The 12,781-nt window shown below is 69.0% G+C and carries 13 protein-coding genes; 12 read left to right on the top strand and 1 reads right to left on the bottom strand.

What is annotated here, in order from left to right; genetic code table 11:
* Positions 1–550: LLM class flavin-dependent oxidoreductase (locus tag ACLQ6X_RS14830; protein ID WP_411700929.1), on the bottom strand; the 550-nt coding region annotated here is incomplete at its 3' end.
* Between the two features lie 82 nt (positions 551–632).
* On the opposite strand from ACLQ6X_RS14830, the gene ACLQ6X_RS14825 reads away from it, so the two are divergent.
* From ACLQ6X_RS14825 to gltB, 12 genes are all read left to right on the top strand, one after another.
* Positions 633–896, top strand: coding sequence for a phosphoribosyl-ATP diphosphatase (locus ACLQ6X_RS14825; protein WP_188509437.1), 264 nt, complete (start codon positions 633–635; stop codon positions 894–896).
* A 45-nt stretch (positions 897–941) separates the two neighbouring features.
* Positions 942–1,781 (top strand): ATP phosphoribosyltransferase, encoded by an 840-nt coding sequence (gene hisG, locus ACLQ6X_RS14820; RefSeq protein WP_411700928.1) that lies wholly within the window; start codon positions 942–944, stop codon positions 1,779–1,781.
* A gap of 2 nt (positions 1,782–1,783) precedes the next feature.
* Complete coding sequence (gene hisF, locus ACLQ6X_RS14815; RefSeq protein ID WP_411700927.1) at positions 1,784–2,545, top strand: imidazole glycerol phosphate synthase subunit HisF; 762 nt, start codon at positions 1,784–1,786, stop codon at positions 2,543–2,545.
* Complete coding sequence (gene hisI / locus ACLQ6X_RS14810; protein WP_411700926.1) at positions 2,542–2,922, top strand: phosphoribosyl-AMP cyclohydrolase; 381 nt, start codon at positions 2,542–2,544, stop codon at positions 2,920–2,922. The genes hisF and hisI overlap by 4 nt, the downstream gene beginning before the upstream one ends.
* The gene (locus ACLQ6X_RS14805; RefSeq protein ID WP_411700925.1) at positions 2,919–4,457 is read left to right on the top strand and encodes an anthranilate synthase component I; all 1,539 of its coding nucleotides are present in this window, start codon (positions 2,919–2,921) and stop codon (positions 4,455–4,457) included. Before hisI ends, ACLQ6X_RS14805 begins: the two co-directional genes overlap by 4 nt.
* Positions 4,454–5,056, top strand: a complete 603-nt coding sequence (locus tag ACLQ6X_RS14800; RefSeq protein ID WP_411700924.1) for a Trp biosynthesis-associated membrane protein — start codon at positions 4,454–4,456, stop codon at positions 5,054–5,056. The genes ACLQ6X_RS14805 and ACLQ6X_RS14800 overlap by 4 nt, the downstream gene beginning before the upstream one ends.
* A gap of 95 nt (positions 5,057–5,151) precedes the next feature.
* The gene (locus tag ACLQ6X_RS14795) at positions 5,152–5,382 is read left to right on the top strand and encodes a DUF6704 family protein (protein ID WP_411700923.1); all 231 of its coding nucleotides are present in this window, start codon (positions 5,152–5,154) and stop codon (positions 5,380–5,382) included.
* Between the two features lies 1 nt (position 5,383).
* Complete coding sequence (trpC, locus tag ACLQ6X_RS14790) at positions 5,384–6,154, top strand: indole-3-glycerol phosphate synthase TrpC (RefSeq protein ID WP_411700922.1); 771 nt, start codon at positions 5,384–5,386, stop codon at positions 6,152–6,154.
* Positions 6,154–7,404: a tryptophan synthase subunit beta gene (gene trpB, locus ACLQ6X_RS14785; protein WP_411700921.1), complete on the top strand. Its 1,251-nt coding sequence runs from the start codon at positions 6,154–6,156 to the stop codon at positions 7,402–7,404. Before trpC ends, trpB begins: the two co-directional genes overlap by 1 nt.
* Complete coding sequence (gene trpA / locus ACLQ6X_RS14780) at positions 7,401–8,198, top strand: tryptophan synthase subunit alpha (protein WP_411700920.1); 798 nt, start codon at positions 7,401–7,403, stop codon at positions 8,196–8,198. The genes trpB and trpA overlap by 4 nt, the downstream gene beginning before the upstream one ends.
* Positions 8,199–8,330: 132 nt before the next feature.
* Positions 8,331–9,272: a prolipoprotein diacylglyceryl transferase gene (gene lgt / locus ACLQ6X_RS14775; RefSeq protein ID WP_411700930.1), complete on the top strand. Its 942-nt coding sequence runs from the start codon at positions 8,331–8,333 to the stop codon at positions 9,270–9,272.
* Between the two features lie 75 nt (positions 9,273–9,347).
* Positions 9,348–12,781: glutamate synthase large subunit (gene gltB / locus ACLQ6X_RS14770; protein ID WP_411700919.1), on the top strand; the 3,434-nt coding region annotated here is incomplete at its 3' end.

The raw sequence follows: 12,781 nt of genomic DNA, 5'->3' as shown, positions 1-12,781 counted from the left end.
CCGGTTCCGCGAGGGCCGTGCCGTCGGCGACGCGCCCCGACAGCGCGAGCGACTTCGGACCCCGCACCCCCGCGAGGACGAGCGGCGGCTCGGCGGCGGGGCTCTCGAGTTCGACCCCGCGCAGCCGCACGTACCGTCCCTCGACCGACACGGTCTCGGCGTGCAGCAACGCCCGCATCGCGACGATCGTCTCCTCCAGCATCGTCAGCGGGCTCGCCGGCCATGCGCCCACCTGTCGCATCCACGACGGCATTCCGTGCCCGACCCCGATCGTCACCCGGCCGGGGAACAGCTCGGCCAGCGTGTTGGCCTCGAGCGTCGCGAATGCCGCGTTGCGTGCGGCGGCGGGCAGGACGCCGATGCCTACGTGGATGCGTGATGTGACGGCCAGCGCGACCGCCGCTTGGGCGATTCCGCCGCGGAAGAAGCAGTCCTCGACGATCCAGAGTTCGTCGAAGCCGAGCGTCTCGGCCGCGCGGGCGAAGTCGGCGATGCGGTCGACGGCGAGGTCGCGGGGGAGGGAGACACCCAGTGCGCGGTCGGTGAGCATGAGGGCACTCTATCCACCGACATTGTGCGGGGCGCCACCGACCGTGTGCGGGGCGGGCGCCACGACGAGTACCCTTGACCTCGTGAAGACTTTCGACGACCTTTTTGCCGAGCTGAGCGAGAAGGCCGTGTCGCGTCCCGAGGGATCGGGCACGGTCGCAGAACTCGACGCCGGCGTTCACGCGATCGGCAAGAAGATCGTCGAAGAGGCCGCTGAAGTGTGGATGGCCGCCGAGTTCCAGTCGAACGACGAGGCCGCCGAGGAGATCTCGCAGCTCATCTACCACCTGCAGGTGATGATGATCGCGAAGGGCCTGAGTCCCGCCGATGTCTACCGACATCTGTAGAACCCGCCCCCTCCGCATCATCCACCACCACACAAAGGCTCAACCATGCTGAGAATTGCAGTGCCCAACAAGGGTTCACTGAGCGAGACCGCCGCGGAGATGCTGCTCGAGGCCGGCTACCTCGGTCGCCGCGACCCCCGCGCGCTGAGCGCGAGCGACCCGCGCAACGACGTGGAGTTCTTCTACCTGCGTCCCCGCGACATCGCCACCTACGTCGGTTCGGGCGCGCTGGACGTGGGCATCACCGGCCGCGACCTGCTGCTCGACTCCGGCTCGGAGGCCGCGGAGATCGCCGCCCTCGACTTCGGCGGCTCCACCTTCCGTTTCGCCGGCCGCCCCGGCGCCTTCGCCGAACTCGGCGACCTCGAGGGCGTGCGCGTCGCGACCAGCTACCCCGGTCTCGTCGGCGACTTCCTCGCCAGGCACGGCGTAACCGCAAAGCTCGTCAGCCTCGATGGCGCCGTCGAGTCGGCTATCAAGCTCGGTGTCGCGGATGCCGTCGCCGACGTCGTGAGCACCGGTTCGACCCTGCGCGCCCAGGGTCTCGAGATCTTCGGGCCGGTGATCCTCGAGTCGACGGCCGTTCTCATCAGTGCGAAGACCGATCTGGCCGGAATCACGACGCTGCAGCGTCGCCTGCAGGGCGTTCTCGTTGCCCGCCAGTTCGTGCTCGTCGACTACGACGTTCCCGTCATTCTCGTCGAGGCCGCCACGGCCATCACCCCGGGCCTCGAGAGCCCCACGATCTCGCCGCTGCAGGACCCCGAGTGGGTCGCCGTGCGCGCGATGGTGAACCGGGCGGACACCAACCACGTGATGGACGCGCTCTACGAACTGGGCGCCAGGGCCATCCTCGTCAGCTCGATCCACGCCGCGAGGATCTGACCGTGGGCGTGGCAGTGCGGGTCATCCCGTGCCTCGACGTCGCAGCCGGGCGCGTGGTGAAGGGTGTCAACTTCCTCAACCTGCGTGACGCGGGCGACCCGATCGAACTCGCCCGCACCTACTACGAGCAGGGCGCCGACGAGATCACCTTCCTCGACGTGAAGGCCACCGTCGACAACCGCGACACGATGTACGACGTCGTGCGGGCCACCGCCGAGCAGGTCTTCATCCCGCTCACGGTCGGCGGGGGCGTGCGTTCCACCGACGACGTCTCGCGGCTGCAGGCGAGCGGGGCCGACAAGGTAGGCGTCAACAGCGCCGCCATCGCCCGCCCCGAGCTGATCGGCGAGATCGCCGACCGGTTCGGCGCGCAGTGCGTCGTGCTCAGCCTCGACGTGAAGCGCAGCGACGCCGTGCCGAGCGGTTTCGTCGTGACGACCCACGGCGGCCGCACCGAGACGACGATCGACGCGCTCTCCTGGGCGGTTGAGGCGATCGAGCGCGGCGCGGGCGAGCTGCTGGTCAACTCGATCGACGCCGACGGCATGAAGACGGGCTACGACCTCGAGCTGATCACCGCGATGCGCGAGATCAGCCGGGTGCCGGTGATCGCGAGCGGCGGTGCCGGAAAGCTCGAGCACTTCGCCCCGGCCATCGCGGCCGGTGCCGACGCGGTTCTGGCGGCATCCGTGTTCCACAACGGAGAATTGACTGTCGGCGACGTGAAGCGCGCGCTGGCCGAGACGGGAGTGGTGACGCGATGACCGAGTCGATCGAACTCACGGCCGAGACCGTCGAGGCGGTCGTCGAGCGTGCCGCGTTCAAAGACGGCGGCCTCCTGCCGGCGATCGTGCAGCAGTGGGACTCGAAAGAGGTCCTGATGCTCGGTTACATGGACGCCGAGGCGCTGCGCCGCACCCTCACCGAGGGGCGCGTCACCTACTGGTCGCGCAGCCGTCAGGAGTACTGGCGCAAGGGCGACACCAGCGGCAACGTGCAGTTCGTGCGCGGCGCCGCCCTCGACTGCGACGCCGACACCCTGCTCGTCACAGTCGACCAGATCGGCCCGGCGTGCCACACCGGCGCGCACGCCTGCTTCGACGTCGACCCGCTGTCTCCGAAGATCGGGCACGCCGAATGACCGGCACAACGTCGCGAGCCGACTTCGACTCCCGCCTCGACGCCGGGCACCGGGTCGTGCCCGTCATCCGTGAACTCTTCGCCGACGGCGAGACCCCCGTGGGCATCTACCGCAAGCTCGCGGCGGGCAATCCGGGAACCTTCCTGCTCGAGTCCGCCGAGCAGGGCGGCATCTGGTCGCGGTTCTCCTTCGTCGGAGCGGCGAGCTTCGGCGTGCTCACGCAGCGCGACCAGCAGTTCTCCTGGCTCGACTACGGCATGAGCGCCGAGCGGGCCCTCGGTTCCGATTTTCTCAGCACCGACGTGCCATCCGGCCCCCTCGCCGCGCTCGCCCACCTGCACGAACGCTGGAGCACCCCGCACGTCGCCGGCCACCCGCCGCTGACCGGCGGGCTCGTCGGATTCATCGGCTGGGAGGCGATCCGCCAGATCGAGAACCTGCAGAACGTGCCGCCCGCAGACTTCAGCGTTCCCGGCCAGGCCATGAGCTTCGTCTCCGAGCTGGTCGTGATCGACCACCGCGACGGCACCGTTCTGCTCATCGCCACGGCGCTCGGCGACGGAGCCGAGAGCAACGACGACGCGTGGGACGGTGCCCAACGCCGCCTCGACGCCATGCAGTCGAAGCTCGCCGCGCCGAGCGAGGCCTGGCTCGCCGAGGTCGATCTGAGCATCCAGGCCGAGCCGATCCCGCGCACCACCGAGGCCGAGTACGCCGAGTCGATCGAGCGCTCGAAGAAGTACATCCGCGACGGTGACGTCTTCCAGGTCGTCGTCTCGCAGCGTTTCGACCACGAGATCACCGCCGACGCGATCGACGTGTACCGCGTGCTGCGCACCCTCAACCCGTCGCCGTACATGTACCTGCTCACCCTCGTCGACACCGACGGCGAGCCGTACCAGATCGTCGGCTCCAGCCCCGAGGCGCTCGTGAAGGTGCAAGACGGCCGCGTGCACATGCACCCGATCGCCGGCTCCCGCCCACGCGCCGAGAACATCGAGCGCGACATCGAGCTCGCCGTCGAACTGCTGGCCGACGAGAAGGAACGCTCCGAGCACCTCATGCTCGTCGACCTCGCCCGCAACGACCTGCTGAAGGTGTGCACGCCGGGCACCGTCGAGGTGACCGAGTTCATGCAGGTGGAGCGGTTCAGCCACATCATGCACCTCGTCTCCAGCGTCGAGGGCAACCTGAGGCCGGATGCCACGCCGATAGAGGTCTTCACGGCCACGTTCCCGGCCGGCACGCTCTCGGGCGCCCCCAAGCCGCGCGCCCTCGAGATCATCGACGAGCTCGAGCCCGCGCAGCGCGGTGTCTACGGGGGAGTGGTCGGCTACTTCGACTTCGCCGGCGACCTCGACCTGGCCATCGCGATCCGCACCACGACCATCGTCGGCGGCATGGCCCGAGTGCAGGCGGGGGCCGGCCTCGTCGCCGACTCCGACCCCGCCGCCGAGCATCTCGAGTCGCAGAACAAGGCGGCCGCACCGCTGCGGGCCGTCGCCGTGGCGAACGCGATGCGGAGGGTGCAGTGAGCGACACGGCGTCGGCCCGCCCACCGCGCCGCACCAAGTCGATCGTGATTCTGGCGAGTGCCGGTCTCGCCATCCTCACGCTCGTCTCCTGGACGCAGGTGTGGTTCGGCGTCACCCTCGTCGACGGCACCACGATCGACGTCGACGGCCAGGTCGCCGCGCCGGCGCTCTCGGCCCTCGCCCTCACGAGCCTCGTTCTGGTCGGAGCCCTGAGCATCGCCGGCCCCGTGTTCCGTGTGATCTTCGGCATCCTCGAGTCGCTCATCGGCGTCGCCGTGGTGTTCTCGGGCATTCTCGCGGCCGGCGACCCGATCGCCGCATCCGCCTCGGCCATCTCCACCGCGACGGGCGTCTCGGGCTCGACCTCCGTCGCCGACCTCGTCGACACGATCGACGGCGGGTTCTGGCCGTGGCTCGTGATCGTCTGCGGTGTGCTGATCATCCTGGCCGGCGTAGCGATCGTCGCCACCAGCCGGCACTGGCCCACGGCGACCCGCAAGTACCAGGCCGCGCGCCTGGAACCCGCGGACGCCCAGCGTACCTCCGTCGACGACTGGGACTCCCTCAGCGGCGGCAAAGACCCCACGACCAACGACTAGCGTGGCGCGCTGGCGACCTCGTCGGTGACACCCGCCTCGTCGCGATAGAGTTTTAGCGCCAAACAACACGTGGCACCAACAACGAATGGAGCATCATGTCCACCGAGTCTGATTCCGGACATGGCAACTCGCCCGCAGCCTGGACCGCCGTCATCATCATGCTGGTCGCGTTCCTGCTCGGCACCCTCTTCTTCTGGTTCGACCTGCCCTGGCTCGTGGTGGCCTCGGGCGTTCTCGCGGTGCTCGGCCTGCTGACCGGCGTCGTGCTCGCGAGGCTCGGCTACGGCGTCGGTGGCACGAAGTACGCGCCGAAGGTGCACGACTAGAGTGCTCGACTCCCTCGTAGCCGGAGCTCTCGCAGACGCTTCGGAGCGTCGGGCGACCCGGAGTCTCGCCGACGTCGAGTCGGCCGCCCTCGCACGCCCGGCGGCGCTCGACGCGCTCGCCCAGCTCGCACCGGCCGACCGCGTCAAGATCATCGCCGAGGTCAAGCGCTCGAGCCCCTCTCGCGGTGCCCTCGCCGAGATCCCCGACCCTGCGGCCCTCGCCCGCGCCTACGAGACCGGGGGAGCGAGCGTCATCAGCGTGCTCACCGAGGGCCGCAAGTTCGGCGGATCGCTCGCCGACCTCGAAGCCGTCCGCGCGGCGGTGTCGCTGCCGGTGCTGCGCAAAGACTTCATCGCCGAGCCGTACCAGGTGTTCGAGGCGCGCGCCGCAGGGGCAGACCTCGTGCTGCTCATCGTCGCCGCCCTCGAGACCCCGCTGCTCACCGAGCTCTACGACCTCGTCAACCAGCTCGGCATGACCGCGCTCGTCGAGACCCACACCGGCGACGAGCTCGACCGCGCCATCGATCTCGGGGCGCAGCTGATCGGCGTGAACGCCCGCAACCTGTCGACGTTCGAGCTCGACCAGAACCTCTTCGGCACCCTCGCGGCCCGCATCCCCGCCGGAGTCATCCGGGTCGCCGAGTCCGCGGTCAAGACGCCGGCCGACGTCGCCCACTACCGCGCCGCCGGCGCCGACGTGGTACTCATCGGCGAAGCCCTCGTCACGGGCGACCCCGTGGCCACCCTCACAGAATTCCTTGGTTCCTGATGACCCACCTGCGCGACGAAATCGGCCCCTACTTCGGCGAGTTCGGCGGACGCTTCGTCCCCGAGTCCCTCGTCGCAGCGCTCGACGAACTGAGCGCGGCGTACGAGCTGACGAAGACCGACCCCGAGTTCGCGGCCGAGTTGTCCGCTCTGCACAAGACCTACACCGGCCGGCCCTCGATCATCACCGAGGTGCCGCGGTTCGCCGAGCACGCCGGCGGCGCCCGCATCATCCTGAAGCGCGAAGACCTCAACCACACCGGCTCGCACAAGATCAACAACGTGCTCGGCCAGGCGCTCCTCACCAAGCGCATCGGCAAGACCCGCGTGATCGCGGAGACCGGTGCCGGGCAGCACGGTGTCGCCACCGCGACCGCCGCCGCCCTCTTCGGGCTCGAGTGCGTCATCTACATGGGCGAGGTCGACACCGACCGCCAGGCGCTCAACGTGGCCCGCATGCGGCTCCTCGGCGCCGAGGTCGTCTCGGTGACGACCGGCACCCGCACCCTCAAGGACGCGATCAACGAGGCCTACCGCGAGTGGGTCGCGAGCGTCGACACCACCAACTACATCTTCGGCACCGTCGCCGGTCCCCACCCGTTCCCGGCCATGGTGCGCGATTTCCAGAAGATCATCGGCGAGGAGGCGCGCCAGCAGGTCATCGACCTCACCGGCAGCCTGCCCACCGCGGTCGCCGCGTGCGTCGGCGGCGGCAGCGACGCCATCGGCATCTTCCACGCCTTCCTCGATGATGCGGATGTCGCGCTCTACGGTTACGAGGCCGCGGGCGACGGCCACCTCACCGACCGTCACGCCGCGACCATCACGCGCGGGCGTCCCGGTGTGCTGCACGGCGCCCGCAGCTACATGCTGCAGGACGAAGACGGCCAGACCGTCGACTCCCACTCCATCTCCGCCGGCCTCGACTACCCGGGCGTCGGCCCCGAGCACTCCTGGCTGCACGACCTTGGCCGGGCGAACTACCTGCCGATCACCGACGACGAGGCGATGCAGGCCCTCCGCCTGCTCAGCCGCACCGAGGGAATCATCCCCGCGATCGAGTCGGCGCACGCGCTGGCCGGCACGATCAAGCTCGGCAGAGAACTGGGCCCCGACGCCGTCATCCTCGTGAACCTCTCCGGTCGCGGCGACAAGGACATGGAAACGGCCGGCAAGTACTTCGACATCCTCGATGCCGAGGCGCTGGCCGCCGAAGACCTCGCCCCCGTAGAAGAGAGCCCCGAGCGATGAGCGTCGGTTCGCAGAGCGTCGTCGAGAACGCCATCCGGGTGCGCACCGACGCCGGCTCCGGTGCCCTCGTGGGCTACCTGCCGGCCGGTTTCCCCGACCTCGCCACGAGCATCGAGGCCGCCGTCGCCCTCGTCGAGAACGGCGTCGACGTGCTCGAACTCGGCCTGCCCTACTCCGATCCGGTCATGGACGGCCCGGTCATCCAGCACGCCACCGAGATCGCCCTGCGCGGCGGCTTCCGCCTCAAGCACGGCATCGAGGCCGTTGCGGCCATCACGGCGCGCGTCGACGCCCCCGTGCTCGTGATGACCTACTGGAACCCCGTCATCCAGTTCGGCGTCGAACGCTTCGCAGACGAACTGCTCGCCGCGGGCGGCGCGGGCCTCATCACGCCCGACCTCGTGCCCGACGAAGCCAAGGATTGGCTCGCGGCATCCGACCGCACCGGTCTCGACCGCGTCTTCCTCGCCGCACCGTCGTCGTCCGAGGCCCGTCTCGCGCAGGCCGTCGAGAAGAGCAGGGGCTTCGTCTACGCCGTCTCGACCATGGGGATCACCGGTGCCCGCCAGGACGTCGACTCGGCCGCCCGCTCGCTCGTCGCCCGCCTGCGCGACGCCGGCGCCACGAGCACCTGCGTCGGAATCGGCATCTCCACCGGCGACCAGGTGCGCGAGGTGTTGAGCTACGCCGACGGCGCGATCGTCGGTTCCGCGCTGGTCAAGGCACTCGCCGACGGGGGAGTCGACGCCGTCGCACGCACCGCGGCCGCCCTCAGCGCCGGCACCCGCCCGTAACCAAACCACGGCCCTGACGGGGCTAGTCTTACTACGTCTTCGCACACCCCGAAAGGTCTCTGCCTCGTGTTCGCACCCCTCAGTATCCCCAGCCCCGACTACGCGTGGCAGGTCTTCAACCTCGGCCAGTGGATCCGTGACATCGGCGTCGACGGCTTCGCCTTCGACCTCAACATCCGCGCGTACGCCATCTGCATCCTGATCGGCATCATCGCGGCGGGCATCCTCACCAACTACCGCCTCACGCGCCGCGGCGCCGAGCCGGGCGTGGTGCTCGACATCATCATCTGGGCGGTTCCGCTGGGCATCGTCGGCGCCCGCGTCTTCCACGTGCTCACCCACCCCGACGACTACTTCTTCGACGGGGCCAACCCGTGGGCCGTGCTGTTCGTCTGGGAGGGCGGCATCGCCATCTTCGGATCGCTCATCGGCGGGGCCATCGGCGCCTGGATCGGCTGCCGGTTCTCGGGCATCCGCTTCTGGACCTTCGCCGACGCCGTCGCCCCGGCGCTGCTGCTCGCTCAGGCCCTCGGCCGCCTCGGCAACTGGTTCAACCACGAGCTCTTCGGCCAGCCGACCGACCTGCCATGGGGCCTCGAGATCGAGTCGACGAACCCGGCGTACCCGGCCGGCCTGCCGGAGGGCACGCTGTTCCACCCCACGTTCCTCTACGAGATCATCTGGAACCTCGTGGGCTTCGCGCTCATCCTCATCATCGAGCGCAAGATGCGCCTGCAGTGGGGCAAGGTGCTCGGCCTGTACCTCGTCTGGTACGGCCTCGGCCGTTCCGTCTTCGAGTCGATCCGCATCGACCCGAGCGAGGTGTTCTTCGGCCTGCGAAGCAACGTCTGGGCGGCTATTCTCGCCGTCATCCTCGGAATCGTGATCATCGTGGTGCAGAACCGGCGCCACCCCGGCCTCGAGCCGAGCCCCTACGTCGCGGGTCGCGAATGGGTCAAGCCGGGCACTGGGGTAGAATCGAACGACACCTATTCGGACATCGACGAACCAGGCAATGAGGCCGCGTCCCCAACCGAAGAGCTCGCCACAAGCGAAAAAGGCGCCAAGTCCTGACGATAGGGCCACCTCTGACACCCGATGGGCCGCCGACGTCCCACACGCTCCAACACATCGTGAGGACGGACATCGATGGCTCTCACGCCAGCACTCCAGCGCTTCAGCACCACGCCCCAGGCGACAGGCCTCTACGACCCCCGTCGTGAGAAAGACGCCTGCGGCTTGGCGATGGTGGCCACCCTCCGCGGAACCGCGGGGCACGACATCATCGACGCGGCGCTCGACGCCCTGCGTCACCTCGAGCACCGCGGTGCCATCGGTTCCGACGCCGGAACCGGCGACGGCGCGGGCATCATCACCCAGATCCCCGACGACTTCCTGCGCGCCGTCGCCGGCTTCGACCTTCCGCCCGCCGGCAGCTACGCGGTCGGCATGTCCTTCCTGCCCACCGAAGACGACGACAGGGCCGAGATCAAGGCGGGCATCGCCTCGATCGCGAAAGAAGAGGGCCTCACCGTGCTCGGCTGGCGCGAGGTGCCCGTGCGTCCCGACCAGGTCGGCGATCTCGCCCGCGCCGCCATGCCCGTCTTCGAACAGCTGTTCCTCGCGTCGACGAGAACGGATGACTCGGGGTCGCTGATCTCCGGAATCGAACTCGACCGTCAGGTCTACCGCCTGCGCAAGCGGGCCGAGCACGGCTTCGGCGCCTATTTCCCCTCGCTGTCCAGCCGCACCCTGGTCTACAAGGGCATGGTCACGACGCTGCAGCTGGAGCCGTTCTACCCCGACCTGGGCGACGAACGCTTCGTCTCGAAGCTCGCCCTCGTGCACTCGCGTTATTCCACCAACACGTTCCCGTCGTGGCCGCTCGCGCAGCCGTTCCGCATGATCGCCCACAACGGCGAGATCAACACGGTGCAGGGCAACCGCAACTGGATGCGCGCCCGCCAGTCGCAGCTCGAGTCCGAGCTGCTCGGCGACATCCCGAGCCTGCTTCCCATCAACACGCCCGGTTCGAGCGACTCGGCCTCGTTCGACGAGGTCGTCGAGCTGCTCAGCCTGACCGGCCGTTCGCTGCCGCACTCGATCATGATGATGGTGCCGGAGGCCTGGGAGAACCAGACCGACGTCGAGGCCGCCCGCAAGGCGTTCTACGAGTACCACGCGATGCTCATGGAGCCGTGGGACGGCCCCGCCGCCCTCGTCTTCACCGACGGTTCGCTCGTCGGCGCCACGCTCGACCGCAACGGCCTGCGCCCCGGCCGCTTCCTCGTCACCGACGACGGCCTCGTCGTGCTGGCGAGCGAGATCGGCGTGCTCGACATCGACCCGGCGAAGGTCGTGCGCAAGGGCCGCCTGCGCCCCGGCAAGATGTTCCTCGTCGACACCGAGGCCGGCCGCATCATCGAGGACGACGACATCAAGGGCCAGCTGACGTCTGCCGCGCCCTACGGCGAATGGCTCGACCAAGGGCGCATCCACCTGAAAGACCTGCCCGACCGCGAGCACATCGTGCACACTCCCGCCTCGGTCACCCGCCGTCAGCGCACCTTCGGCTACACCGAAGAAGAAGTGCGCATCATGATCATGCCGATGGCGAAGAACGGCGCGGAGCCGCTCGGCGCCATGGGCTCCGATACGCCCATCGCCGTGCTCTCCGAGCGCCCGCGCCTGCTGTTCGACTACTTCACCCAGCAGTTCGCACAGGTCACGAACCCGCCGCTCGACTCGATCCGCGAAGAAGTGGTCACGTCGATGAAGCTGGGGCTCGGACCCGAGCGCAACCTGCTGTCGGCCACCCCCGAGCACGCCCGCCAGGTCATCCTCGACTTCCCGGTGATCGACAACGACGAGCTCGCCAAGATCCAGCACATCGACCCGCACCCGGGCAGCCGCCTCACGACCACCATCAAGGGTCTCTACCGGGTCGACAAGGGTCCGAAGGCGCTCGAGAAGCGCCTTGCCGCGATGTGCGACGAGGTGGACGAAGCTATCGACGCCGGCGCGCAGTTCATCGTGCTCTCCGACCGCGACTCGAACAAGGAGTACGCGCCCGTCCCGTCGCTGCTCATGCTCGCCGCGATCCACCACCACCTCATCCGGCGCGAGAACCGTATGAAGGTCGGCATCATCGTCGAGGCCGGCGACGTGCGCGAGGTACACCACATCGCGCTCCTCGTCGGTTTCGGCGCCTCGGCCATCAACCCGTACCTCGCCATGGAGACCGCCGAAGAGCTCGTGCGCAACGGCATGCTCACCGGAGTCACCCCCGAGAAGGCCGTCAAGAACCTGATCAAGGCGCTCGGCAAGGGCGTGCTGAAGATCATGTCGAAGATGGGCATCTCGGTCGTCTCGTCGTACGCGGGCGCCCAGGCGTTCGAGGCGGTCGGGCTCGACCAGGCCTTCGTCGACCAGTACTTCACCGGAACGTCGAGCCTGCTCGGCGGCGTCGGCCTCGAGGTCATCGCGGCCGAGAGCGCGGCGCGGCACGAGGCCGCCTATCCCGACGACGGCGCGACCAGCGCGCACGAGCGTCTCGCGACGGGCGGCGAGTACCAGTGGCGCCGCGAGGGACCGCCGCACCTCTTCAACCCCGACACCGTGTTCCGGCTGCAGCACGCCACGCGGGCGCGCCGGTACGACATCTTCCGCGAGTACACGAAGCTCGTCGACGACCAGGCCTCGAAGCTCATGACCATCCGCGGACTCTTCGAGTTCAAGACCGGTCAGCGCCCCGTCGTGCCCCTCGACGAGGTCGAGCCCGTGTCGTCGATCGTCAAGCGCTTCTCAACCGGCGCGATGAGCTACGGCTCGATCAGCGCCGAGGCGCACGAGACGCTCGCGATCGCCATGAATTCGATCGGCGCGAAGAGCAACACGGGAGAGGGCGGCGAAGACACCGACCGCCTGCTCGACCCCACGCGCCGCAGCGCCATCAAGCAGGTCGCGTCCGGCCGCTTCGGCGTCACGAGCATGTACCTCACCCACGCGACCGACATCCAGCTCAAGATGGCGCAGGGTGCCAAGCCCGGAGAAGGCGGCCAGCTGCCGCCCACGAAGGTCTACCCGTGGATCGCCCGCACCCGCCACGCGACCGCCGGGGTCGGCCTCATCTCGCCGCCCCCGCACCACGACATCTACTCGATCGAAGACCTCAAGCAGCTGATATTCGATGTCAAGCGCGCCAACCCGGTGGCCAGGGTGCACGTGAAGCTCGTGAGCCAGAGCGGCATCGGCGCGGTCGCGGCCGGTGTGACGAAGGCCCTGGCCGACGTCGTGCTCGTCTCGGGACACGACGGGGGAACGGGCGCCAGCCCGCTCAACTCGCTCAAGCACGCCGGCACGCCGTGGGAGCTCGGCCTCGCCGAGACCCAGCAGACGCTGATGCTCAACGGAATGCGCGACCGCGTGGTCGTTCAGGTCGACGGCCAGATGAAGACGGGCCGCGACGTGATCGTCGGCGCGCTGCTCGGCGCGGAGGAGTTCGGGTTCGCCACGGCGCCCCTCGTCGTCGAGGGCTGCGTCATGATGCGCGTCTGCCACCTCGACACCTGCCCGGTCGGAAT

This window comes from Conyzicola sp. (genome assembly GCF_046714715.1).
In the GTDB taxonomy this organism is placed as follows: Bacteria; Actinomycetota; Actinomycetes; order Actinomycetales; family Microbacteriaceae; genus Conyzicola.
The sequence above is the reverse complement of the archived record's forward strand: the minus strand, read 5'-3'. Positions and strand labels throughout refer to the sequence as shown.

Coding starts and splice junctions, on each gene's coding strand:
- hisG (WP_411700928.1), top strand. CDS start 942: ATGCTGAGAATTGCAGTGCCCAACAAGGGTTCACTGAGCGAGACCGCC.
- hisI (WP_411700926.1), top strand. CDS start 2,542: ATGACCGAGTCGATCGAACTCACGGCCGAGACCGTCGAGGCGGTCGTC.
- ACLQ6X_RS14805 (WP_411700925.1), top strand. CDS start 2,919: ATGACCGGCACAACGTCGCGAGCCGACTTCGACTCCCGCCTCGACGCC.
- ACLQ6X_RS14795 (WP_411700923.1), top strand. CDS start 5,152: ATGTCCACCGAGTCTGATTCCGGACATGGCAACTCGCCCGCAGCCTGG.
- trpB (WP_411700921.1), top strand. CDS start 6,154: ATGACCCACCTGCGCGACGAAATCGGCCCCTACTTCGGCGAGTTCGGC.
- trpA (WP_411700920.1), top strand. CDS start 7,401: ATGAGCGTCGGTTCGCAGAGCGTCGTCGAGAACGCCATCCGGGTGCGC.